Origin of the sequence: Nocardioides gansuensis (assembly GCF_003076135.1) — a bacterium.
GTDB lineage: Bacteria > Actinomycetota > Actinomycetes > Propionibacteriales > Nocardioidaceae > Nocardioides > Nocardioides gansuensis.
The window spans coordinates 113591-137606 of the sequence record NZ_QDGZ01000003.1 but is presented as its reverse complement, the minus strand read 5'-3'; the positions used below and the strand labels follow the sequence as shown (position 1 = coordinate 137606).

Genomic DNA, 24016 nt, shown 5'->3' with positions numbered 1-24016 from the left:
GTCAGAGGATCCGCTTCGTAGACGGAGTAAAGGGGCGATACGTGTCCCTGATCACTGACCGGCATCCATCGTGTGGCGTGTCTCACCATTGGGGCATCCGGGAAAACTACTGATCCGAAAGACCTCTCCGAAACGGGCGGCCGTGACTGGGCGGCTCGCTGTGTGGCGGTACCGGGTCGGGGACGGGCGGTAGCGGGTGTCAGGCAGCGGGTTCGCCCCGACTTCTACGACCACCGGATCGGCCAGGGTCTTCCTGCCGCGACGACCACCGGATCGGCCAGGGTCTTCCTGCCGCGGCGCCGGGCGAGCCGGCCAGCGTCGACGAGGCTGCCGCGACGCTCGGACTCGCTTCCGGGGTCGCGTGATGGACAAGACGGTCGCCTCCGCCGTAGAGGCGCTGGCTGACATCAACTCACCGAAGTGGCCTGCCTGGAGATCGTCTGCAACAGCCGCGGGGTCGACGACTCGAGCCTCGGCCAGCTGCTGGAGCAGGGGCTCATCCGGCGGATGATCGCCTTGTACGTCGGGGGGAACAAGGAGTTCGACCGGGAGTATCTTGCGGAGAAGCTCGAGGTTGATTTGACCCCAGAGACCCCGAACCAGCATCCGGCGCACGACGCAGATCCGTGCGATCCGTCATGGCTCGACACTGCGGTGCGCCGCCCGGCCCGGCGCCACCCCTCCTGGCGGCACCGTCAGGTCAGTCGATACGAGTCGCGTACCAGGTGGCGATCTGGGTTCGTGAGCGGAAGTCCATCTTGCGCAGCACGTGCTCGACGTGCGCTTCTGCCGTACGCGTCGAGATCACCAGCCTGTCGGCGATCTCCTGGTTGGTCAGCCCTTCGGCCACCAGGGCTGCGACCTCCTGCTCGCGCCTGGTCAGCAACGACTCGGTACGCCGGGGCACGCGGTGTGCGGGCTCGTGGTCCACCAGCTCACCAAGGGTGTCGTCGAGCGAGGCCGAGGCACCCTGTCGGACCGCCTCGACGTAGGCCGGGTCCCCGAGCGCCTGGCGGGCGGCGGCCTCGCATTGTGCACGCTGCGCGGTGAAGAACTCGGAGCCGAAGAGGTCGATGCCGAAGGTGGACCACAGCCACGATGCGGCTCCCACGAGTTGGGCGGCCCGCAGGGCCTGACCCTTCGCGGCGAGCACCCACGCCAACGCATCCAGGGCCAGGGCAAGCCCGAGCAGATCGTGGAATGGTCGCTTCATCTCGATGCTCCGCAGCAGCGAGGTCTCGGCCTCCTCGAGCTCTCCGGCATGGAAGCTGACCATGCCGCGACCCCAGACGGCGTATGAGCGCGCCCACTGGTCACCGTTCTCTTCGCTGCGCGAATGGGTCTCCTCGAACAAGCCGGCAGCGACTTGCAGGTCGCCCTGCAGAGCGTGCATGGAGCCGTAGTGGACCAGGAGCAGGAGCCTCCAAGCCTCGGAAACCGTGAAATCGGCGTAGAGCGTTCGGGCGCGGAGGAAGAGATCTTCCGCCTCCGCAGCCCTGTTGGCGAAGAAGGCGGAGAGCGCCCGCATGTGCACGCCGTAGGCGACGAGGTCTGGTCGCGCGAGGTCGCTGGCGAGCTGTTCGCACTCAGCGGCCGCCTGGTCCGCCCGGCCGGTGTCTCCTTGGAGCGCGGAGACCCCTGCTGCGGTTCGTAGGGCGAGAGCACGCTCGACGCTCGGTCGGGTGTCGGCAGCGAGGAGCCTCTCAAGCCAGAGGCGGCCCTCGGAAAGATATTCGCCGGCGATCCAGTGGAACCAGCTTTCTCCGGCCATTCGCTGGCCGACGCGGGCGTAGTCGGGGTGGGTGGCGCAGAACTCCAGCGCGGCCCGGATGTCGGACTGGGCGAGGCGAAGGCTTGCGGTCCACTCGGCCTGGCCCGGACCGAACCATTCGGCGGCCGCTTCAGCCAGCATGCCCGAGGTCCACGCACAGTGGGCGGCACGGAGGCTTTCGAGCTCCCCAGCCTCCGCGAGGCACTCCGAGCCGAACTCGCGGAGCGTCGCAAGCATCCGGAACCGCACCCGGCCGTCGCCCTGTTCGTTGACGACGACGGACTTGTCGACCAGGCCGAGCAGCGCGTCCAAGACCTGATCGCGGGGCAGGTCCCCGCCCGAGCACACCTCCTCCGCCGCGTTCAGGTCAAAGCCACCCGTAAACACCGAGGCCCGACGCCATAAAAGCTTCTCGGCGGGGGTACACAAGTCGTGGCTCCAGGCCACCGCGGCGAGGAGCGTCTGGTGGCGAGGCGCACCGACGGTGCTGCTCCCCTTGAGCATGGTGAACCGGTCGTCGAGTCGCCGGAGGAGGTCGTCGATCGTCATCACCTTGAGTCGGGACGCCGCCAGCTCGAGCGCGAGCGGCAGTGCCTCGAGCGTTGTGCAGAGGCGTACGACGTCGCGGATGTTCGACGCATCCACCTCGAAGGAACCGAGCGCCGCCCGTGCCCGGGCCGCGAACAGCTCGATCGACGCGAAGCCAGAGACCTGCGGCACGTCTGCGAACTCCTCTGCCGGAACCGGCAGCGGTGCGAGGCGGTAGGTCGCCTCGCCTGGCACTCCGAGCGGCTGACGGCTGGTCGCGAGCACCTGGACCCCAGACACCTCCCGGAGCACCGCATCGACGAGACGAGCGACCCCGACGACGAGATGCTCACAGTTGTCCACCACGAGCAGTGTCTCGCGGCCGCGAAGGTACTCGATCAGCACCGTCACCGGATCCCGCGTCGAAGAGTCGGGCACCTTGAGAGCCTCGAGCACGACCTGGCCGACCAGCGAGGGGTCCCGCAACGAGCCGAGCTCGACGAACCACGCACCATCGGCGAAGGTACGACGGGCCGAACGGGCGACGTGCAATGCCGTGCGCGTCTTTCCGATGCCCCCGGGTCCGGTCACCGTGACAAGCCGGTGAGAAGCCATGATCTGTCGGATCTCGGCCGTTTCCTGTCGGCGGCCGACCATCTCGTTGATCTCCAGCGGCAAGTGCCCGACGACTTTCTCGTGACGCGACGACCCCATTGCCCTCAGCTCTGCCGGCTCGGATCCACTGGTCGGATCTACGTGCTCGAATGTACTCCCGGCACCGGGGCGGCTGGCAGGGTTCATCGGAGTTGACTGAGTCCTCGGGTCGACCTTCACCAAGCCGGATCCGCCGCTGGTCACGGGGGCGGTGGCGTGCTCGCGGTGCGCCTCGATCTGGACTGCCTCAGGTGAGAGGTCGTTGAAGGTCGTCGCGACGCTGTTCGAGTGGTCAGCGAGGTTCTCTACTGCGACTGCGGTCGTCGGCGCCCCGGGATGACCGTGGCCCTCGCGCGGAGGTTTTGGGTCACAAAGCGCGACACAAGCCGAAATGGATCGAAACACAAGTGGCCCGCGATCTGCGTTTCCGCAGGTCACGGGCCACTTTTCAGTAGCGGGGGCAGGATTTGAACCTGCGACCTCTGGGACCTGCGGCGTGTGCGGATTCCCAGGTCTGCCAACTTTGACCGCTCTTGCCGACGTGTGCCCTGACCTGCACAGACTCGGCCAACACGCGGGTGCGATGGCCCAGTGATCATGACCCCGTCTGCTCAGATTCGACGGCTTGCGCTGGCGCTTTCGGGACATAAACGTGGCCCGACTCAAATCGCTGTCGAGCCCTGCTACAGGGGGTGCCCTCCGAATGCTCGGCTGATCCCGCGACCGCCTTCAGACAGCATCGGTCTCTCAGGACGTCTCAGGTTGAGCAACATCTCGAAGGTGTTCGCGAGCGCGTTACGCGGGAAGCCTGCCGTGTGGACGTGGCGGCATTGGTGTCCGGGCACCGTTGCTTCCCGCCCCATGGCGCCCCTCATCGGGCCCTGAAGATGGATAGAGCAGCCGCCTCCTAGGCGAAAGGTCGCCAGTTCGACTCTGGCCTGGGGCACCAACGCGGACTGCCACGTCACGACCTAGACCCGGTCGCTGACCTGCGGTTTCGCGACTTGATGTCACGGGCCCCAAGCCTTCGATTCCGTTCCGACCGTTCGTCGCGGCACCGCAGCACTCTCCGCCGATGGAGCTTCCCCCGTATTCCTCTCGGGCGCAGCCATAGTCCGCGCCGTCGACCTTGCCCCTGCTCGCGAAGCCCCGTACTTGAGAGGCCGAGACCTGGCAGCCTCGAACCAGCAGCAACGGCGCTCACCGCGATCGTCGTGCTCCACGAGCTGCTCTCGCCGATCTACTGGGTGGCGGTCGGCTGCGTCGTGGTCGCCAGCGTGGGCGCGACGCGCAGCCGGCCGGTGCTGAGCGAGCCCGCCCCGGACTGAAACGGTGTATGGCCGGTGTCGGGTTTGCGCTCCGCGTTGGCGTCTCGTGGGCGGCGCACCAGCCAGCTCCACGACTAGACGGATCTGGTCATCAGGTTGGTCGCAGCCGGCTGATCGGTGGTAGCCCGCTCAGTGCGTCGTGGGCGCGCGCGCTACAACGAGAACGCATCCCGGAATGCGGCGAGCGCTGCGTCGGAGCCGGCCGTTCCGGGTCGGCTGGCGAAGGCCTCGAGGGCCACCACGCCGTCGTACCCGGCCTCGGCAAGCGCCCGCGCGACCGCCGGCCAGGCGACCTCGCCGGTGCCGGGTTCGCAGCGTCCGGGGACGTCCGCGACCTGCACCTCACCGACGTACGGCGCCGACCGGCGGATCAGCTCGATCAAGTTCCCCTCGCCGATCTGGGCGTGGTAGAGGTCCAGGTTCATCCGCAGTGCGGACTCCCGACCGCCCGCACCAGCGCGAGCGTGTCCGCCGCGCGAGCGAACGGCGTCCCCGGGTGATCCACCTCAGTGTTGAGGTTCTCGAGCACGAAGGTCATCCCGTGCTGCTGCCCGAGCTCCGCGACCTGCTCGAGCGTGCGCAGCGCGGCCAGCCACATCTCGCCCGTCACGACCTCGACGGGTCGGAGAGGCAGTCCGCCCTCCCCGAGGCCGGTCCCGTGCAGGTTCAGCGCGGGTGACCCGATCCGGCGGGCGAACTCGATCGACTCCGCCGCCGACGCGAGCAGCGCAGCGGTCCCGTCGGGGCTGGTCAGGTCGCCGCTGACATACCCGGTCATCGACGTGAACCGCGCACCGGTCGCAGCCAGTGCTGCGGCGTCCTTGGCCGTCCAGTCCCAGATCTCGACCGCGAAGCCGGCGTCGTGGATGCGCTTGACGCGGTCGACGTGCGGCTCGTCGAGGTAGACCATCTCCGAGCACACCGCCAGGGTGAAGGTCATCGAGAAGCTCCTCGTCCGTCAGACGCCACGGGTACGGCGACCTCGGCGCGCCCACCCGTGCGGTAGGACTCGATCGCGGCCTCGGCGATGGCGAAAGCGGCCCACGCCTCGTCGCCTCCGACGCTCGGCGCGCGGCCGTCCTCGATCGCCGCCGCGAACTCGGCGAACTCCCCGAGGTACGCCTCCCGAAGCAGCTCGGTGTCGCTTCGCGCGGTCGAGGCGAGCCGGCCCTCAGCGTCGTGCAGGCGCATCGAGGTGCGGGACCCGTTGCCGATCGTCACCATCCCGCGTGAGCCGAAGACCTCGCCACGGACGTCATAGCCGTACGTCGCCGCGAAGTTCGCCTCGGCGGTGGCTATCGCGCCGTTGTCGTAGCGGATGACGACCACCGCGGTGTCGAGCAGGCCGCCCTCCTTGAAGTCCGGCGCGATGAGGGCGTCGGCCGTCGCGGAGACGTCGACGGCTCGCGCTCCCGGGTTGAGCCAGTTGAGCGTGTCGAAGTCGTGGATCAGCGTCTGGGTGAAGATCGTCCACGGCGGGATCGCGCCGGGGTCGGCCAGGCCGCTGCCCGGGTCGCGGGTGAGTGAGCGCATCAGCCGTACGTCGCCGACCCGACCGCCCGCGATCGCGTCGTGCGCTGCCGCGAAGTCGGGTGCGAAACGGCGGTTGAAACCCACCTGGAACGCGACCCCGGCTGCCGCTGTGGCCTTCCGTCCTGCGTCGATCTCGGCCAGGCTCATCCCGGCCGGCTTCTCGCAGAAGACGTGCTTGCCGGCCTCGGCCGCTTCACGGATCAGGCCGGCGTGGGCGACGGACGACGCGGCGATCACGATCGCGTCGACGTCGGTCGCCGCGGACACCGAGCCGGGATCGGTCTCGGCCCGAGCGCCGAGCGGCTCCGCCAGGGCTGACGCGACGCCGGGGCGCGGATCCGCGACGGCGGTCAGGGTCGCGCCCGGGAGGTGTCGGGCGATGAGTTCCGCATGGTGGGCGCCGATGCGACCGGCCCCCACCAGGGCGATGCGAACCGTCACTTTGCCTCGGCCTCCGCTTCGGCTTTGAGCTCTGCGACGATGTCGTTCGATGAGCCCATGGTGCGCTCGAGCTCGTGCGCCAGGGACTCCAGCTCCGCGCCGCCGGCCATCATCGATGTCAGGTCCTGCACGGTCAGCTCCGACTTCGGGAAGTCGCCCATGCTGCGGCCGCGCCTCAAGAGCATGAACCGGTCTCCGACGGGATAGGCGTGGTGCGGGTTGTGGGTGATGAACACGACGCCCAGACCGCGGTCGCGGGCCTTGGCGATGTACTTCAGCACCACACCGGACTGCTTGACCCCGAGCGCAGCGGTCGGCTCGTCCAGGATCAGCACCCGGGCCCCGAAGTAGACGGCCCGCGCGATGGCGACGCATTGCCGCTCACCACCCGAGAGGGTGCCGATCGGCTGGTCCACGTCGCGCAGGTCGATGCCCATCGCGAGGAGCTCGCTGCGGGTCGTCTTCTTCATGAACTCGACGTCCAGCCGTCGGGCCGGCCAGATGCCCTTCACCGGCTCCGAGCCGAGGAAGAAGTTGCGCCACACCGGCATCAGGGGGACCACGGCAAGGTCCTGGTAGACGGTCGCGATCCCGAGTGCCAGCGCATCGCGCGGGCTGGACAGGTGGCGCTCCTCGCCGTCGACGAGGAATGTGCCCTCCGTGTGCTGGTGCGCCCCGGCGAGGATCTTGATGAACGTCGACTTGCCGGCACCGTTGTCACCCAGCACGCAGGTGACCTCGCCTGCCTTGACCGACGTCGTCACGTCCTTCAGCGCGATCACCCGGCCGTAGGACTTGCCGATGTCGGTCACCTCGATGATCGGGGTTCCCCGCGGGGGAATCGCCGGACCGTCGGCGGTGACCGGGGTCTCGGCCGCTTCCAGCTCCTTGCGGCGCCCCGCTTCCTTGGCCTGTTGCGTCGCGTACTCGCGGGCGACCCTGCCGATCCGCTTGCCGGTCGCGCTCACCTTCTCGTCCTCGGTCATCGTGCCTCCTCCGCTCGCTTGCGCACCCATTCGTTGAGCAGGACCGCGCCCAGCAGCATCGCGCCCAGGAACGCCTTCAGCCAGTTGTTGTCCCAGCCGGCGTAGACGATGCCCTGGTTGGCCATGCCGTAGATCAGCGCGCCGAACGCCGCGCCGATCGCCGAGCCGTAGCCGCCGGTCAGCAGGCAGCCACCGACGACGGCGCAGATGATGTAGATGAACTCCTGGCCGACCCCGGTGTTGCTCTGCACCGTGGAGCTGCTGAAAAGCAGCAGCATCCCGACCAGCCAGCCGCAGCCGGCCGTCGTCATGAACAACCCGATCTTGGTGCCCACGACGGGCACGCCGACCTGCCGAGCGGACTGCTTGGCCCCGCCCACGGCGAAGACCCAGTTGCCGACACGGGTACGGAGCAGCACCCAGGTCGCGAACGCGGTCACTGCGATCCACCACAGGATCGATACGACGACCGTGCCGCCGGCGAACTCGAAGGACGACCCGAACAGCTTCTGGGGCTGGTCGTAGTACGGGACGTTGCGCATGCCCTGGATGGCGACCTGGCCGATCAGCGCCTTCGTCCCGGCGAGGTCGATGCCCTGCAGCACGAAGAACGTGCCGAGGGTGACGATGAAACTGGGCAATCCCGTCTTCATCACCATCAGGCCGTTGAGGAAGCCGACCCCGAGAGCGAGGCCGAGCGAGACGAGGATCGCGACCCAGATGTTCAGGCCGTACTCGGTCGTCAGGACGCCGACGACCAGACCGGTGAAGCCGGTGATCGCCCCGGCGGAGAGGTCGAACTCGCCGCCGATCATCAGGAGCGAGACCGCGACGGCCATGATGCCGATCGTCGAGGCCGAGTCCAGCCAGGTGCTGGCTCCCTGAGCCGTGGCGAAGGTGTCGGTCGTGAGGGCGAAAAAGGCGAAGATCGCGACCGCTGCTAGGAGCGCGCCGATCTCGGGGCGCTTCATCACGCTGGCGACAGGAGACGTGCGGACGACGCGTTCGTCCGCGACCGCAGTGGTTGTCATGTGCTGGTTCCTTTCCTGGAAGCCGGGGTGGAGCCCGCCCGAAGCGGCGGGCCCCACGCCCCGCTCAGCGGGTGCCGTTCTTGGCGAACTCGAGCACCGAGTCGGCGTTGTCGCTCGTGATGAACGCCGGGCCGGAGTTGATGGCCTGGCCGCCGCCCACGTCGTTGCCGTTGATCGACTTCAGGTAGAGCGTGGTGACGCCGAGGTAACCCTGGACGTAGGGCTGCTGGTCGACGGCGAACAGGATGTTGCCGTCCTCGATCTCGTTGATGACGTCCTCGCTGAGGTCGAAGGTCGCGACCTGGGCGTCGCTGCCAGCCTGGTCGACGGCCGCCACCGCGTTGATGCCGTACTGACCACCGAGAGTGAGCACGGCGTCGATCGAGTCGTCGGACTGCAGCTTCGACGTGATCGTCGAGGTCACGGCGTTCTCGTCGGTGCCGTCGACCTGCAGGTTCTCCACGGTGCCGCCGGCGGTCTCGGCAACTGCGGCACACCGCTCCTCCAAAGCGATGTTTCCGGCCTCCTGGATGACGCAGAGGATGTGGCTGAAGCCCTCCTCCTTGAGCCGCTCGCCGACCTCGCGGCCGGCGATCGTCTCGCTCTGACCGATGTGGGTGATGGCTCCGAAGTCCGCCCACTGGTCGTAACCGGAGTTGATCGTCACGACCGGGACACCCGCCTCCACGGCCGCCTCGATGCTGTCTTGGAGGCCGTCCGGGTTGGCCATCGAGACGACGATGCCGTCGACGTCGTCGGCGACGGCGGCGTCGATGAGCTCGGACTGCTTGGAGGGATCGGGATCGGCTGAGTACTCGGCCGAGACACCGTAGTCGTCACCGGCGCGCTCCGCGCCGGACTTCACCCGGTCCCAGAACGCATCGCCAGGACCGCTGTGGGTGATCACCGCGTAGGTGACGTCCAACGTGTCCGTCGGGGCCCCGCTCTCCTCCTTGCCGGTGCCGCTGCACGCGGCGAGCAACAGGGCCGACGCGGCCAGCCCGGTGATGGTGATCCTTCTGTGCCTCATGTGTGGTGCCTTTCTCTGCGGACCCGGTCGGACGACGTGTCCGGTCAGGCGTTCGTGGGGAAGTGGAAGCTTGCGCCGATCGGGTTCTCGACGTGGGGCCAGCGTGAGGTGACCACCTTGGCGCGGGTGTAGAACGACACGCCCTCGGGGCCGTGCACGTGCTTGTCGCCGAAGAGGGAGTCCTTCCACCCGCCGAAGGAGTAGTACGCCATCGGAACGGGTACGGGGACGTTGACGCCGATCATTCCGACCTTGACGCCGCGCTGGAACCGCCGCGCGGCCTCGCCGCTGGAGGTGAAGATCGCGGTGCCGTTGCCATAGGGGTTGGCGTTGATCAGGGCGATCGCCTCGTCGACGTCGTCGCTGCGCAGCACCGAAAGCACCGGGCCGAAGATCTCCTCGGTGTAGCAGTCCATCTGCGGCGTCACGCCGTCGATCACCGTCGGCCCGACGAAGAACCCGTCCTCGTGGCCGGGTACGACGAGACGACGCCCGTCGACCGTGACCCGCCCGCCCTGCCGTTCGCCGGCGTCGATCAGGCCGACGATCCGCTCACGGGCGGCCGGGGTGACCACCGGGCCCATCTCACTCGCTGCGTCCCGGCCCGAGCCGACGACCACGGCACGCGCCTTGGCGTTCACGGCCTCGACCAACGCGTCGCCGGTGGGGCCCACCGCCACCGCGGCCGAGATCGCCATGCACCGCTCGCCCGCCGACCCGAACGCCGCAGCCACCAGGTGGTCGGAGGCGAAGTCGAGGTCGGCGTCTGGAAGCACGATCGCGTGGTTCTTCGCCCCGCCGAGGGCCTGAACTCGCTTGCCATTCTCAGTGGCGCGTTGGTGGATGTAGCGGGCGATCGGGGTCGAGCCCACGAACGACACTGCGGCGACGTCGGGGTGGTCCAGGATCGCGTCGACCGCCTCCTTGTCACCGTGCACGACGTTGAACACGCCCTCCGGCAACCCCGCTTCGGCCCACAGCTCCGCGAGCAGGACGGACGCCGAAGGATCCCGCTCGCTGGGCTTGAGCACGAACGTGTTGCCACACGCGATCGCCACCGGGAACATCCACATCGGCACCATCGCCGGGAAGTTGAACGGCGTGATCCCGGCGACCACGCCGAGCGGCTCGCGGAAGGAGAACACGTCCACGCCGGTCGACACCTGGTCGGAGTAGTCGCCCTTGAGCAACTGCGGGATGCCGCATGCGAACTCGACGACCTCCAGGCCGCGCTGCACCTCGCCGCGAGCGTCGGACAGCACCTTGCCGTGCTCGTCAGTGATCGCCTCGGCCAGCCGGTCCAGGTTGGCCTCGACCAGGTGTTGGAAGCGGAACAGGATCTTCGTGCGGGCACTCAGCGAGCTCTGTGACCAGGTGTCGAAGGCGTCACGTGCCACCGCGATCGCGTGGTCCACGTCCGCCGCTGAGGCGAGCAGTACCTCGGCCTGCTCCTCTCCGGTGGCGGGATTCCAGACCGGGCTGGTGCGGCTCGAGCCAGCTGTGCTCCGGGTGCCGCCGATCCAGTGTTCGATCGTCCTCACAGGGTTCTCTTCCTTCGTGCTGCGGTGGATGGGTCAGAGGTGACGCCGCTGATCACGCTTCGCGACGTCGTACCGGGCCCGGGCCTCAGTCGTGGACTCGAGCCCGGAGACCTCGGCGACCGGGACGTCCCACCAGGCATCGCTGCTCGGTGCGGGCACCAACGGGTCGGTCTCGACGTGGATCACGACGGGCCCGGTCGCGTCCCACTTCGCCTTGCGCAGCGCTTGGTGCAGCTCGTCGATGCTGCTGGCGGGGAGCACCTGGGCGCCCAGGCTCTTCGCGTTGGCCGCGAGGTCGATCGGCAGCTTGTCGCCGTCGAGCCGCCCGGTCGCCGGGTTGCGACGGCGGTACGCCGTCCCGTAGCGCTGGGAGCCGAGCGACTCCGAGAGCGCGCCGATCGAGGCGAACCCGTGGTTCTGCACGAGGATCACGATGATCTTGACGTTCTCCTGGACCGCCGTGACCAGCTCCGAGGCCATCATCAAATAGGAGCCGTCACCGACCATGACGAACACGTCGCGGTCGGGCGCCGCCATCCGGACTCCGAGTCCGCCGGCGATCTCATAGCCCATGCACGAGAAGCCGTACTCGACGTGGTAGCCCTTCGGGTCCCGGGTGCGCCACAGCTTGTGCAGGTCGCCGGGCGTCGAGCCGGCCGCGCACACGACCACGTCGCGGGGGTCGGCGACGTCGTTGACGGCGCCGATGACCTCCGACTGCGCAGGCAGCGGTCCGTGGCCCAGGTGGTAGGCACGCTCGACAGTGGCGTCCCAGTCCGCCGCCAGCGAGCGCACCCGGTCGCGGTAGTCACCGTCGGTTTGGTGACCCGCGAGGGCCTCGGTGAGCGCCCTCAGGCCCTCGCGGGCGTCTCCCACCAGCGGCAGGCCGGCCTGCTTGTGCCCGTCCAGGCTTGCGACATTGAGGTTGACGAACCGGACGTCGGGGTCGGCGAAGATGCTGCGCGAGGCGGTGGTGAAGTCGCTGTAGCGGGTCCCTATCCCGAGGACGACGTCCGCTTCACGGGCGATCGCGTTGGCTGCGGTGGTGCCGGTCGCACCGACCGCGCCGAGTGCCAGCGGATGGTCGTAGGGCAGGGATCCCTTGCCGGCCTGGGTCTCGGCGACCGGGATGCCGGACGCCTCGGCGAAGACACGCAGCTCCTCGGTCGCCTCGGCGTAGACAGTGCCGCCGCCGGAGACGATCAGCGGCCGGCGGGCGCCGCGCAGCAGCTCGACCGCGCGGGCCACCAGCGCGGCCTCGGGCTGCGGTCGAGCCACGTGCCACACTCGCTTCTCGAACAGCTCCACCGGCCAGTCGTACGCCTCCGCCTGCACGTCCTGCGGCAGGGCGAGCGTGACCGCGCCGGTCTCGACCGGGTCGGACAACACCCGCATCGCGCCCAGCAGAGCCGAGGGCAGCTGCTCGGGGCGCCACACCCGGTCGAAGTACTTCGACACCGGACGGAACGCGTCGTTGACCGAGACGTCGCCGCTGGATGGCAGCTCGAGCTCCTGTAGCACCGGAGACGCCACCCGGGTCGCGAACACGTCACCAGGGAGGAGCAGCACGGGGATCCGGTTGATCGTGGCGAGCGCGGCGCCGGTGACCATGTTGGTCGCGCCCGGGCCGATGGACGCCGTACAGGCGAGAGTTGACAGCCGGTTGCGCATCCGGGCGTAGCCCACGGCGGCGTGCACCATGCCCTGCTCGTTGCGACCGGTCCAGTACGGCAGCCGGCCGGGTGCGCGCAGCTCCTCCTCGAGCAGCGCCTCGCCGACGCCCGCGAGATTGCCGTGGCCGAAGATCCCGAAGCAGCCCTCGACCAGACGGTGCTCGACCCCGTCGCGCTCCGAGTACTGGACGCCCAGGAAGCGCACCAGTGCCTGTGCGACGGTCAGCCGGACCGTGCCGCTCATCTCGGGCTCCTCTCGTCGGTCGTGGTCAGGGGTAGGCGCGGGTCAACTGCCGCGTCGTCCCAGGTGCTCCGCACCCAGGCATGGGCCGGGTCGTCACAGATCAGCCAGGCGCGCTCGGCGCCTGGACCTGCCATCACGTTCAGGTAGTACAGGTCGTAGCCGGGCGCCGCCATCGACGGCCCGTGCCAGCCGTGCGGGATGGTGACGACGTCGCCGGTCCGTACCTCGGCGAGCAGGTCCGCCGGACGGTCGTCGGTGCCGTACACCCGCTGGTAGCCCACCCCCGGCCCGTCCGGCCCGTCGTCGACCTCGAAGTAGTAGATCTCCTCCAGCACGCTCTCGGCGCCTGGCCGGTCCTCGTCGTGCTTGTGGGGCGGGTACGACGACCAGTTGCCTGCCGGCGTGAGCACCTCGACCACGATCAGGCGGTCGCACTCGAACGTGTGCGCCGCGGCGACGTTGTTGACCTGACGGCTGCAGCTGCCGGCGCCGCGGAGCTCGACGGAGACGTCCTCCGCCGTCGCGTACCGGAACAGAAGCCGGCGCTCGCACCGTGCGGACGGGAGCGCGAACCGGCCGCCGGCGTCCGAGCTGACGGTCACCTCGGAGTCGCGGGGAACGTAGGCGAAGTCGCTGACCCGGCTGAACACGGTGGCACGTCCCTCGAGCTCGACGACCTGGCCGTCACACTCCACGACGCAGCCGCCCGACAGCGGCAGCACCAGCATCTCCTCCTCGCCCGTGGCAAGTGTCTGCCGCTCGCCCGGCGCCAGCGAGACCACGCGCAGGCCGCTGTAGGTCCACCCCGCGTCGGCGGGACTCACCTCCACCACAGAAGGAAGATGGCGCGGGTTCACAGCAGGCCCACCGTCCGATCGACAGCCGCGGCAACGTCGCCGTCCGGCGGGTAGAGCAGGGCCCTGCCGACGATCATGCCGACCACCGTGGGCTGCTTGAGCGCCTGCTGCCAGCGCTCGAACGTCTCCGGCTGGTCGATGCTCGCCTCACCGCCGAGCAGCATCACCGGGAGCGTGGTGGCCGCGGCGACCCTCTCCATGTCCTCGACGACCGGCAGCTTGAGCCAGGTGTGCGCCGACGTCGCGCCGAGCCCGGCGGCCACGGTGGCCGATCGGATCACGGCCTCGGGGCTCAGGTCGTTGCGCACCCGGCCGCCGACCCGGTGCGAGATGAACGGCTCCACCATGGCCATCAGGTGGTGCGACGCCAGGTCGGTGACGGCGCGAGCGCACGCCTCGAGGGTGGCGACGGTGGCGGGGTCGTCGGGGTCGATACGGGCGAGCATCTTGCCGCCGTCGTACCCCATCGCGGCGATGGTCGCGGCGTCGTACGCCGTCATCCGGTCGTCGATCTCGAACGCCGTCCCGGCGAGGCCACCGCGGTTCATCGAGCCGAGGACGACCTTGTCGTCGAGGGCTCCCATCAGGAGCAGGTCATCGACCATGTCGGCCGTGCCGAGGAAGCCGTCGACGCCGGGGCGGTCGAGGGCGATGGCGAGCCGGCGCAGCAGTTCTCCGCGGTCGGCCATCGCGAGCGGGTCCTCACCCACCCGCAGCGCACCTCGGGCGGGATGGTCGGCCGCGATGATCATCAGCCGTCCGCTCTCGCCGACCAGCGAGGCGCGGCGCTTGCGCCGGGCGGCGGCGTCCACGATCGCACCGGGGTCCTGGAGCCGGATGGACGTCATCGCCCGCACCAGCTCCTGGCTGGTGGCGGTCGTGTAGTCAGGCATCAAGAACCTCCCCGAGAACGGCGTCGACCTCACTGGTCGTCGGCATCGCGTCCGAGCACGCCAGCTGGCCTGCGACGATCGCGCCGGCCGCATTGGCGAACCGGATGGTCCGGCCCAGCTCCCATCCGGAGAGCAGGCCGTGGCAGAGCGCTCCGCCGAAGGCGTCGCCGGCCCCGAGGCCGTTGACCACCTCGACGGGGACCGGGGGTACGTCGACCATCCCGTGGTCGTCCACGGCGTAGACGCCCTTGGGCCCCTGCTTGACGATCGCCACCTGGACTCCGCGGTCCCGCAGAGCCTCGGCCGCGGCCGCCGGCTCCGTCTCGCCGACGGCGACGGCGCACTCCTCGCGGTTTCCGACGACGACGGTGACGTGCTCGAGAGCGCGGGCGACCTGCTCGGTGGCCTCCTCGGGACGGGCCCAGAACATCGGCCGGTAGTCGAGGTCGAGCACCGTGATACCCCGGCGACCGCGGGCCTCGAGCGCGGCCAGCGTCGCCTCCCGGCTCGGCTCCTGACAGAGGCCGGTGACGGTCACCCAGAACAGGTCGGCGTCCCGGATCGCGTCGAGGTCGAGCTCGTCGACCCGGATCTGAAGGTCGGGCGCGGTGGGCGTCCGGTAGAAGTACAGCGGGAAATCGTCGGGCGGGAAGATCTCGCAGAACGTGACGGGGGTCGGCCAGGTCGGCACGGCCGTGACGAACTCGTCGCTCACGCCGTAGCCGGTAAGTGCCTTGTGCACGAAGCGGCCGAACGCGTCCTCGCCGGTGCGGGTGATGACGGCTGAACGCCGGCCGTGGCGGGCGGCCGCCACCGCGACGTTGGTGGCGCTGCCACCGAGGTACTTGGCGAACGAGACGACGTCCTCCAGCGGCACGCCGATCTGCTCGGGATAGATGTCCACCCCGACCCGGCCCATGGTGACGACTTCGTGGTTCACGCGGTCACCCCGGTGAGGAACTCCAGGCCGGTGCGGACCTCGGCGACCGGACCGGCGCCCGCCTGCGGCTCGGCGTCGAGGATCGTGTCCTGCTCCATGACGTACCAGCCCTGGTAGCCGGCGTCCTCGAGGGTCCGGACGATCGCGGCGACGTCGACATCACCCTGTCCCAGTGGGACGTAGAGGCCCTGCCGCACTCCGTCGGTGTAGGTCAGCTCGCGGGCGCGGACGCGCTCGGCCACGTCGGCGCGGACGTCCTTGAGGTGCGTGTGGCGGATCCGGTCGGTGGCCGCTCGGGCGAGCTCGACCGGGTCGGCGCCCCCGACCAGTAGGTGGCCGGTGTCGAGGGTGAGCCCGATCGTGCTCCCGGTGAGCACCCGGTCGACCTCCTCGGCGTTCTCGACCATCGTCCCGACGTGGGGGTGGAGGGTGGCCTCGATTCCCTGCTCGCCCGCGACGTCGCGGATCCGGTCGAGGTTGGCGAGGAGGACATCCCACTGCGTCTCGTCGAGGACCGGCCTGGCGTCGTACCCCTCGGCCCCGGAGGCGGCGGCCAGCACCAGACTGGTGGCGTTCGCGGCCCGGAAGTGGGCCAGGGCCCGCTCGACCTCGGGAAGGGGATCGCGGGAACCGTCGAACAGCACGACCGGGACGAATCCGCCGACGGCACGCATGCCGTGGGTGGCGAGGAGGTCGGCGGCTTGCTGCGGGTCGGCCGGAAGGAAGCCGTCGGGTCCGAACTCGGTGGCGGCAAGGCCGAGGTCGGCCATCTCGCGCAACACCCGCTCCGGCGCCATCTGGTGTCCCCACCCGGGCACCTCGCACACGCCCCAGGAGATCGGCGCTCCCGCGATCCGCGACTGCAGTGTCGTGGTCATTTGCGCACCTCCGCGATCTCGACGCGCCGGCCCTCGAGCCGCGACAGGGTCGCGGCCTCGGCGACGTACAACGCCTCCAGGGCCTCCTCGACCGAGCACGGGCTCGGACGCTCGCCTCGGACCACCTCGACGAACGCGTTGATCTCGGCCACGTAGGCGTCGGCGAAGCGCTCCCAGAAAGTGGGGTTGGGAGATCCGGACGGGAACTCGACGCCGGACTCGGCCGAACGCAGCGCGGTGTGCTCGTCGAGTCCGACCGCGATCGTCGCGTCGGTGCCGGCGATCTCCATCCGCACGTCGTAGCCGGCGCCGTTGTAACGCGAGCCGTGCACGGTCACCAGCGTGCCGTCGTCGAGGGTCAGGATCGCCACCGTCTCGTCCACGTCTCCGGCCTCGGCGAAGAACCTCGCGCCCCGGTTGACGCCGCTAGCGATCACGTCGACCACCTCCCGGCCGGTGATCCAGCGAACGATGTCGAAGTCGTGGATCAGGCAGTCGCGGTAGATGCCACCACTGGTGGGGATGTACGACGCGTGGGGCGGCGCCGGGTCGGCCGTGACGGCGTGCACCCTTCGCAGCTCGCCCAGGCGGCCGCTGTGCAGCGCATCGCGCGCCGCGACGTACCCGGCGTCGAACCTGCGTTGGAAGCCGATCTGCACCGGGGTGCCGGCCGCCCGCACCTCCTCCAGCACGCGGAGGGTGCCGGGCACGTCGAGCGCGACCGGCTTCTCGCAGAACACGGGGAGGCCTGCACGCGCGCCGGCGGCAATGAGCTCGGCATGGCTGTCGGTGGCGGTCGCGACGACGATCGCGTCGACGTCAGCGGCGAGAACCGCGGCGACGTCGGCCACGCTCTCCCCGCCCAGCTCGTCGGCGACGGCGCGTGCTCGCCCCTGGTCGGCGTCGGCGAGGACCAGGGAGGTCACCGCCTCGTGGCGGGCGACGACGGCGGCATGGCTGGCGCCGATCCGCCCCACGCCAAGGAATCCGATCCGCATGGATGGCCTTTCGGGATGCATGTGATGTGGGTTACAGGGCTTTTCTAGTCCTCGGCGGCGGAGCATGTCAAGACTTTGTCCTAACATTCTGTCTTTCAGTCATTCTGATATTGCTCGGTAGTATCAGGATCATGGGTGAACAGTTGCGACTCACGGTGGACCGACGCAGCCCCGTCCCGCTCTACTACCAGGTCGCCAGGCAGCTCGAGCAGGCGATCGCCAGCGGAGAGGTCTCGCCCGGCTTCAAGCTCGACAACGAGATCTCCCTGGCTGACCAGCTCGGCCTCAGCCGACCCACGATGCGGCGTGCGATCCAGGAGCTCGTCGACAAGGGCCTGCTCGTGCGCAAGCGCGGGGTGGGGACCCAGGTAGTCCACGGCCGGGTGCACCGCGAGCTGGAGCTGACCAGCCTGTATGACGACCTGCGCGGCAGCGGCCAGCAGCCCTCCACTCGGGTGCTGCTCAACGTTCGGGAGCCGGCCACGGCCGAGGTTGCGGACGAGCTCGGGATCGCCGAAGGCGAGGAAGTTCTGCACCTGGAGCGGCTCCGCCTGGCCGACGACGAGCCCCTGGCGGTTCTCCGCAATTGGCTCCCGGCGAACGTGATCTCGCCCACCGACGAGGAGCTCGAGGGCGGCGGGCTCTACCAGCTCGTCCGGGACGCCGGGACGCACGTCCAGATCGCGCGGCAGCGGATCGGAGCTCGTGGTGCGACGACGCAGGAGGCCAGACTGCTCGGCCGGCGCAAGAACGATGCGGTGTTGACGATGCAGCGGACGGCGTACGCGGACTCCGGTCGTGCCATCGAGTACGGCGACCACTGCTATCGACCGGAGGCGTACTCGTTCGAGGTGACGCTGGTCGAGCGCTGAGCACGGCCCGAACGTGAGAGAACTCGCTCCAGGTGGCGCGAGTTGACGTCGCTCCGGCCCCCTGCGGGAAGGTGCGGGCTAGGCTGACCGGCGTGACCGAGACCCCTCCTCGCCGATCCATTCTGTTCCGCGCGGAGGCGTCTACGATCGGGGTGGACATCGGGGGGACGAAGATCCTCGCGGGCGTCCTCGACCCCCACGGGAAGGTGCTGGCGAGACGCCAGGTCCCGACGCCGGGTCACGACGTCCAGCTGGTTGAAGACTCGATCGTGTCCATCGTCCAGGACCTTCGGCGCTCGCATGAGATTGCTGCGGTAGGCATCGGTGCCGCTGGGTTCGTGGACGCGACTCGCAGGGTCGTCATGTTCTCCCCCCATCTGAACTGGCGCCGTGAGCCCCTTCAATCGGCTATCGCGAAGCGAGTACGTCTTCCCGTCGTGGTCGACAATGATGCGAATACGGCGGGGGTCGCCGAGTGCCTCTACGGTGCGGCCAGGGGCCATCGATTCGTGTTGTGCATCACGCTCGGCACGGGCATCGGGGGCGCTCTGATCATCGATGGCAAGGTGTTCCGGGGCAACAACGGGATGGCCGGAGAGTTCGGCCACATGCAGATGGTGCCAACCGGACACCGCTGCGAGTGCGGGAACCGTGGGTGCTGGGAGCAGTACGCCTCCGGGACGGCCTTGCTGCGCGACGCACGGGAGCTGATCGCGAACGGCTCGCCACTTGCCCACCGGCTTCGAGAACTTGTCGACGGCGACCCCGCCCGACTCACCGGTCCGCAGGTCACCCAGGAGGCGCGCAACGGAGACCCGTTGTCGCTCGAGCTCTTGAGCGACATCGGGGAGTGGCTCGGTGTGGGACTGGCGGGCCTCGCCGCGGCGTTCGACCCGTCATGCATCGTCATCGGCGGTGGCTTGTCCGATGCCGGCGACCTGCTCCTGCGTCCTACTCGCTCCGCCTTCTCAAAGGCGCTCACGGGCCGCGGCCACCGAAGTGAGCCAGCGATTGTAGTTGCGGCTCTGGGGCCGGAGGCCGGCTTCATCGGCGCGGCCGACATGGCTCGCTCAGCCGCACGCAAGGCGCGTCGAAGAACCCGCCGCGCGGACAGGCGTGAGGCGCGCGTACGAGACTCCGCCGCACCACTTGGCAGTCGCCGACGTCTGATGTGACCGGCTCCGACAGGCTAGTGGGCATTAAGTGACAGGTCCGTCACTCCGAGGAGCACAGCATCGTCTCCCGGCAGCCCGGCTCGCAGTTCCAGATCTGTCGATTGCCCAACAGTTCGCGACATAGCTTCCCGGGCTGGAGTCAGCAGTATGTCGCCCGCGTCGTCGACAAAGGACCCCCTCAGCACTACCCCCGACAGGCTCAGCGGTTTGACCAATCGCCCGATGCCCATGCCCAGGTGGCGGCCAATTTCAGCGGTCTGTCCGAGCGCGGACTCATTCCCGTTCACGGCGGCTCGGACTATCTCGCTCGCGACTTCATCGATGGGCCCGTTCCGCACATCGAGGGCAAGTCGCTGGCCGACTTCGGCAGTCTCAATCAGCGCTGCACGTGTCCGCTCCACCAGGGCAGTTGCACTCGCGTAGCGATCAAAGCATCCTTCCAACCCGCATTCGCACTGCCGGCCGCCCGGCACGAATGGTAAATGCCCAATCTCTCCGCCTAAGCCGTGCGCGCCGCGAACTAGTCGACCCCGCAGGATGAGACCACCACGGATGCTCGCCCCTACAGTTACTGTCATGGAATTTTGAGGGGCTTGGATGCCCCGAAGGACGCCGAACCGGTGCTCTCCCCACGCCGCGGCACGTGCAGCCGTCTCTAGGTGCACCTGTTCTTGAACATGCTCAAGTGCGTGCCGAAGCCGTGGCACATGCCCGACCAGAGGTTCGAAGGCGAGGCCCACAGTCGAGCGCTGGCCAGGCGCACGTAGAGCTCTCACGGTTGCGACAACGGCGGCTGTCAGATCATCGTCCTGCGGGCCGCTGGACCCAGGCCCAACGGGGTAGTTCTCACGATGACGGCCAAGTACCTCTCCGTCGTCCGCAACGGCAGCACCAGACACATAGCCTGCCTTTAGAAGGACCGCAACAGCAGCCATACCCCCGCTCCTCTCAATAGCACCTTGGCTCGGATTGGCATCCCTGGCGGTGGCAATGGGAGGTAGTCGCCCACGTAAGCCGGCGACTCACCCATCCGGACCGCGGCGACCCGCCTGGTCGACTCGGACACCGCGGCCCGCGTCCTCGGCCACTCCTCAGATGCGATCAGAAAGAGTTCTACATCGAGAAGGACAGGTCCACACCCGACGTGACGCACATCCTTCAGTCCTTCGCCGGCCAGGCCACGACGACCACCGCGAACGACTGAGGTCGTCGCCGCTTCGGGCCCCACCCGGCGTCTGCTTGCCTCAACGTCCCCGCAGACCATGTCCAAAGCGGGTCACCAGCGCGAGGGTTCTTGGTACACAAAACGCGTCACAAGCAGAAATGGTTCAAAAGCCAAGTGGCCCCTGATCTGCGTTTCCGCAGGTCAGGGGCCACTTCTTCGTAGCGGGGGCAGGATTTGAACCTGCGACCTCTGGGCATGCGGTGTGCGCTCCTTCCCGATCTGACATCTTTGACCGCTGTTGCCGATGTGCGCCCTGACCTGCGCAGGCACGGAAACCCAGGGGATCGGTCCCCAATCATCTTGGTCCCGTCTGCTGCCATTTGACGACTTGCGCTGGCGTTTTCGGTACATAAGCGCGGCATGACTCAAATCGCAGTCGCTTCCCACGACCGAGCCCGACGTGGCGGCGCCGCGGAGACGTGCCGAGTGATCTCCCGACCTCTCCTGCGGTCGCGTGACGACCGACGTCCGGGAGGCACACGTCAGCCCGGCGTCGCCGTCCATCCTTAGGCGCCGCAGGCGCGGAGTCCGATCAGCAGTACGACCTGAAGTCATTCCTCACATAGAGCTCGAACTCAGCGAAATCGACCATGCGAGCCCGGGTTGCCGGGAGGCTGTCGATGCACGCGGTTACGCGTGCAGTTCCCGCAGGACCTTGTGGAAGTTGGCCTTGCCCTCGAACCCGATCCCGGGTCGGTCGTCGAGCTTGACGCGGCTGTTCACCACGACCGCGTCGTCTGCGAACCCACCGGTCGGCTGGAACTCGTCGGGATAGGACTCGTTGCCGCCGAGCTTGAGAGCGGCGGCGATGTGAAGTGAGAACTGGTGGCCGCCGTGCGGAATGCATCGGCGCGAGGACCAGCCGTGCTGGGCGAGCATGTGCTGGATGCGACGGTACTCGACCAGGCCGTAGCTCAGGGCGGGGTCGACCTGGATGTAGTCGCGATCGGGTCGCATGCCGCCGTACCGGATCAGGTTGCGAGCGTCCTGGAGGGAGAAGAGGTTCTCGCCGGTGGCGATCGGGCCGCGGTAGTGCTCGGACAGAGTGGCGTTGAGCCGGTAGTCGAGCGGGTCGCCGACCTCCTCGTACCAGAACAGACCGTAGGGTTCGAGGGCACGGCCGTACTCGAGCGCGCGGTCGAGATCGAAGCGACCGTTAGCGTCGACCGCGAGCCGCGAGCCGTCACCGTCGAGGACCTCCAGGACGGCCTCGATGCGGCGCAGGTCCTCGGCGAGGTCGGCGCCGCCGATCTTCATCTTGACGACGTTGTAGCCGGCGTCGAGGAAGCCCTTCATCTCGTCCTGCAGGTCGCGGTAGGTCTTGTTGGGGGCGTAGTAGCCGCCGGCCGCGTAGACGAAGACGGAGTCGTCGAAGGTGCCGTCGCCGTACTTGTCGGAGATCCACCGGTAGAGCGGGACGCCAGCGATTTTGGCGGCAAGGTCGTGGAGGGCCATGTCGACGACGCCGACCGCGACCGAGCGCTCACCGTGGCCGCCGGGCTTCTCGTTGCGCATCATGACGTCCCAAGCAGTGGACGGGCTGAGCAGGCCGTCATCGTCCAGCAGGCTATTGGCGGGCGCCCCCATCAGCCGGGGCAGCACTCGGCGGCGGAGGATCTCGCCGGCCGAGTAGCGGCCGTTGGAGTTGAAGCCGTAGCCGACCACCGGCTCCCCATCAACCATCACGTCGCTGACCAAAGCCAGGATCGAGCAGTCCATCGTGGAGAAGTCGATGAACGCGTTGCCCATCGACGAGCTGATCGGGATGACGCCTTCGTGGGCGGAGATGATCTTCATGAGCATCCTTCCTCGAAACTTGCGGGCCGCGCCTCGAAACTGGCCGGCTCGCGCCAGATCGCCCCCGCCCGGGGCCCGCGAAGTCGGCCGAGTATTGCCCCAGCGCGGGTCAGCGGCAACGTCGCGTCAGGTCCTACATCTAGGTTAGAACCGATTGAATCCACCAACACTCAGGCGACGATGGCCCCGGGCCTGTCCCGGGGCCATCGTCGTGTTCAGGCGCGGATCGCAAGCGCACCCTGGACCTGTGTTAGTCCGTCTAGTGGCCCGGTGGTAGGAACGGCGCCACCAGGCGTACGCGCTTCGCCGGCTTCCCGGTGCGCTCCTCGTAGGCGTCGGCCGACGCGAGGGTCTTGTGGATGGCCATCGAGGCGATGAACCGGAGGGGCTCCGGCTCCCAGTTCCGGGTGTGGTGCCCCACCCATGGGAGCGACGTCAGGTCGGTGTCGTGGCCCAGGATCAGGTCGCGCATCGTGCGGCCGGAGATGTTGGAGGCGGTGACGCCATGACCGCCGAACGCACCGACGAATCCAAGTCCGCTGTCGCGGTCGAACGTCGTTCGCATGCACCAGTCGCGTGGGACCGCCAGGGAACCGCCCCAGTGATGGGTGATCCGAGCCTGCGCCACAGCGGGAAATGCCTCGTGCAGGGTCTGGACCAGGCGCTCGTAGACGTGGGCGTTCTGCTCGTTCTCGGGGGAGACGGGCTTGGTCAGCCGGTACGGCGCTCCTCGTCCGCCGACCACGATCCGGCCGTCGAGCGACCGCTGGGCGTAGTAGAACAGGTGCCCGATGTCTGAGTAGCCGATGCCGTCGCGCCACCCGAGCTCGTCCCAGGTCTCCTGCGGGAGGGGCTCGGTGGCGATCAGCAAGGAGTAGAGGGGCAGGAACTTGCGTCGCTGGCCGCGCTCGCGGATCGTGTAGGACTCCGTCGCGCGGACCACGACCTCGGCCGAGATCCGTCCGTTGCGGCACTGCACGAGCCTGGGGCCCAGGTGTTCTGCCGGGCTCTGCTCATAGATCTTGACACCGAGACGCTCGCAGACGTCGGCGAGTCCCCGAGCCAGCCGAGCGGGGTCGACGCGAGCACAGTGCGGCGTGTAGGACGCACCGAGAAGACCCTCCGGCCCGCGGAGGAATTCGGTGCACTCGTCGGGGTTGAGAAACCTGATGTCTTCGGCGCCGAGTCCGGAGCGGTGCTTTGCCTCGATTCGGGCGCGGACCCGCTGCAGCTGCGGTTCGGTGGTGGCCACGGTGAGCGCCCCCGCCTTGTTGTAGCCACAGTCGATGCCCTCCAGCGACACGACGCGACCGATCTCGTCGATCCCGTGCAGGACCTCGCGCTCGGCTCGATGGACGCTGTCCCAACCGTTGCGCCGTGCATAGCGCGCCCCGCTGCCGGCAATGCCGGACGAGACGAAGCCGCCGTTGCGACCGGCAGCGCCGTATCCCGCGATCTCGGCCTCGACCACGGTGACCCGCAGGGACGGGTCCGCCTTCTTGAGGTAGTACGCCGTCCACAGCCCGCCGAACCCGGCTCCGACGATCGCGACGTCACACGTGTGGTCGCCTGACAGCTGCTCTCTCGGGGTCAGACCCTGGACCACCCCGTCGAGCCACAG

General features: G+C 68.7%; 17 protein-coding genes and 1 pseudogene. 2 read left to right on the top strand and 16 right to left on the bottom strand.

The window, feature by feature from the left end:
- Positions 1–700: 700 nt before the first annotated feature.
- From DDE18_RS07635 to DDE18_RS07570, 13 genes and pseudogenes are all read right to left on the bottom strand, one after another.
- Positions 701–2914: an ATP-binding protein gene (locus tag DDE18_RS07635; protein ID WP_281258356.1), complete on the bottom strand. Its 2214-nt coding sequence runs from the start codon at positions 2912–2914 to the stop codon at positions 701–703.
- 1519 nt (positions 2915–4433) lie between these two features.
- Positions 4434–5059 (bottom strand): annotated as a pseudogene (locus tag DDE18_RS07625) (TIM barrel protein).
- 158 nt (positions 5060–5217) lie between these two features.
- Positions 5218–6255: a Gfo/Idh/MocA family oxidoreductase gene (locus DDE18_RS07620; RefSeq protein ID WP_116571652.1), complete on the bottom strand. Its 1038-nt coding sequence runs from the start codon at positions 6253–6255 to the stop codon at positions 5218–5220.
- The gene (locus DDE18_RS07615; protein WP_116571651.1) at positions 6252–7241 is read right to left on the bottom strand and encodes an ATP-binding cassette domain-containing protein; all 990 of its coding nucleotides are present in this window, start codon (positions 7239–7241) and stop codon (positions 6252–6254) included. Before DDE18_RS07615 ends, DDE18_RS07620 begins: the two co-directional genes overlap by 4 nt.
- Complete coding sequence (locus DDE18_RS07610) at positions 7238–8272, bottom strand: ABC transporter permease (protein ID WP_116571650.1); 1035 nt, start codon at positions 8270–8272, stop codon at positions 7238–7240. The genes DDE18_RS07615 and DDE18_RS07610 overlap by 4 nt, the downstream gene beginning before the upstream one ends.
- Positions 8273–8336: 64 nt before the next feature.
- Positions 8337–9302 (bottom strand): sugar ABC transporter substrate-binding protein, encoded by a 966-nt coding sequence (locus tag DDE18_RS07605; RefSeq protein ID WP_116571649.1) that lies wholly within the window; start codon positions 9300–9302, stop codon positions 8337–8339.
- Between the two features lie 44 nt (positions 9303–9346).
- A complete protein-coding gene (locus tag DDE18_RS07600; protein ID WP_116571648.1) occupies positions 9347–10843 on the bottom strand; it encodes a CoA-acylating methylmalonate-semialdehyde dehydrogenase in 1497 nt (498 codons plus the stop codon).
- Positions 10844–10876: 33 nt separating this feature from the next.
- Positions 10877–12760 carry a 3D-(3,5/4)-trihydroxycyclohexane-1,2-dione acylhydrolase (decyclizing) gene (gene iolD / locus DDE18_RS07595; RefSeq protein WP_116571647.1) on the bottom strand — a complete coding sequence of 628 codons (1884 nt, stop codon included), beginning with the start codon at positions 12758–12760 and terminating at the stop codon, positions 10877–10879.
- A complete protein-coding gene (gene iolB, locus DDE18_RS07590) occupies positions 12757–13590 on the bottom strand; it encodes a 5-deoxy-glucuronate isomerase (RefSeq protein WP_211754462.1) in 834 nt (277 codons plus the stop codon). The genes iolD and iolB overlap by 4 nt, the downstream gene beginning before the upstream one ends.
- A 23-nt stretch (positions 13591–13613) precedes the next feature.
- The gene (locus DDE18_RS07585) at positions 13614–14510 is read right to left on the bottom strand and encodes a Cgl0159 family (beta/alpha)8-fold protein (RefSeq protein ID WP_245916505.1); all 897 of its coding nucleotides are present in this window, start codon (positions 14508–14510) and stop codon (positions 13614–13616) included.
- Positions 14503–15450 (bottom strand): 5-dehydro-2-deoxygluconokinase, encoded by a 948-nt coding sequence (gene iolC, locus DDE18_RS07580; RefSeq protein ID WP_281258355.1) that lies wholly within the window; start codon positions 15448–15450, stop codon positions 14503–14505. Before iolC ends, DDE18_RS07585 begins: the two co-directional genes overlap by 8 nt.
- Positions 15447–16328, bottom strand: coding sequence for a sugar phosphate isomerase/epimerase family protein (locus DDE18_RS07575; protein WP_116571645.1), 882 nt, complete (start codon positions 16326–16328; stop codon positions 15447–15449). The genes iolC and DDE18_RS07575 overlap by 4 nt, the downstream gene beginning before the upstream one ends.
- A complete protein-coding gene (locus tag DDE18_RS07570) occupies positions 16325–17326 on the bottom strand; it encodes a Gfo/Idh/MocA family protein (RefSeq protein WP_116571644.1) in 1002 nt (333 codons plus the stop codon). Before DDE18_RS07570 ends, DDE18_RS07575 begins: the two co-directional genes overlap by 4 nt.
- A gap of 131 nt (positions 17327–17457) precedes the next feature.
- Between DDE18_RS07570 and DDE18_RS07565 the strand changes: the two genes are divergently transcribed.
- Positions 17458–18198, top strand: coding sequence for a GntR family transcriptional regulator (locus DDE18_RS07565; RefSeq protein ID WP_116571643.1), 741 nt, complete (start codon positions 17458–17460; stop codon positions 18196–18198).
- A gap of 122 nt (positions 18199–18320) precedes the next feature.
- Positions 18321–19373 (top strand): ROK family glucokinase, encoded by a 1053-nt coding sequence (locus tag DDE18_RS07560; RefSeq protein WP_116571990.1) that lies wholly within the window; start codon positions 18321–18323, stop codon positions 19371–19373.
- Positions 19374–19387: 14 nt separating this feature from the next.
- On the opposite strand, the gene DDE18_RS24235 is transcribed toward DDE18_RS07560, so the two are convergent.
- The 3 genes from DDE18_RS24235 to DDE18_RS07545 all read right to left on the bottom strand — a co-directional run bounded on the left by DDE18_RS24235 (position 19388) and on the right by DDE18_RS07545 (position 24001).
- A complete protein-coding gene (locus DDE18_RS24235) occupies positions 19388–20308 on the bottom strand; it encodes an ROK family protein (protein ID WP_116571642.1) in 921 nt (306 codons plus the stop codon).
- Between the two features lie 920 nt (positions 20309–21228).
- A complete protein-coding gene (locus DDE18_RS07550; RefSeq protein ID WP_116571641.1) occupies positions 21229–22395 on the bottom strand; it encodes a mandelate racemase/muconate lactonizing enzyme family protein in 1167 nt (388 codons plus the stop codon).
- 259 nt (positions 22396–22654) lie between these two features.
- Positions 22655–24001 (bottom strand): NAD(P)/FAD-dependent oxidoreductase, encoded by a 1347-nt coding sequence (locus DDE18_RS07545; protein ID WP_165821078.1) that lies wholly within the window; start codon positions 23999–24001, stop codon positions 22655–22657.
- Positions 24002–24016: the final 15 nt, after the last annotated feature.

What these genes read in the sequence shown, in the direction of transcription:
- DDE18_RS07635 (WP_281258356.1), bottom strand. Translation starts at nt 2,914, where the DNA reads ATGGCTTCTCACCGGCTTGTCACGGTGACCGGACCCGGGGGCATCGGA.
- DDE18_RS07615 (WP_116571651.1), bottom strand. Translation starts at nt 7,241, where the DNA reads ATGACCGAGGACGAGAAGGTGAGCGCGACCGGCAAGCGGATCGGCAGG.
- DDE18_RS07610 (WP_116571650.1), bottom strand. Translation starts at nt 8,272, where the DNA reads ATGACAACCACTGCGGTCGCGGACGAACGCGTCGTCCGCACGTCTCCT.
- DDE18_RS07605 (WP_116571649.1), bottom strand. Translation starts at nt 9,302, where the DNA reads ATGAGGCACAGAAGGATCACCATCACCGGGCTGGCCGCGTCGGCCCTG.
- iolD (WP_116571647.1), bottom strand. Translation starts at nt 12,760, where the DNA reads ATGAGCGGCACGGTCCGGCTGACCGTCGCACAGGCACTGGTGCGCTTC.
- DDE18_RS07585 (WP_245916505.1), bottom strand. Translation starts at nt 14,510, where the DNA reads ATGCCTGACTACACGACCGCCACCAGCCAGGAGCTGGTGCGGGCGATG.
- DDE18_RS07575 (WP_116571645.1), bottom strand. Translation starts at nt 16,328, where the DNA reads ATGACCACGACACTGCAGTCGCGGATCGCGGGAGCGCCGATCTCCTGG.
- DDE18_RS07570 (WP_116571644.1), bottom strand. Translation starts at nt 17,326, where the DNA reads ATGCGGATCGGATTCCTTGGCGTGGGGCGGATCGGCGCCAGCCATGCC.
- DDE18_RS07565 (WP_116571643.1), top strand. Translation starts at nt 17,458, where the DNA reads ATGGGTGAACAGTTGCGACTCACGGTGGACCGACGCAGCCCCGTCCCG.
- DDE18_RS24235 (WP_116571642.1), bottom strand. Translation starts at nt 20,308, where the DNA reads ATGGCTGCTGTTGCGGTCCTTCTAAAGGCAGGCTATGTGTCTGGTGCT.
- DDE18_RS07550 (WP_116571641.1), bottom strand. Translation starts at nt 22,395, where the DNA reads ATGAAGATCATCTCCGCCCACGAAGGCGTCATCCCGATCAGCTCGTCG.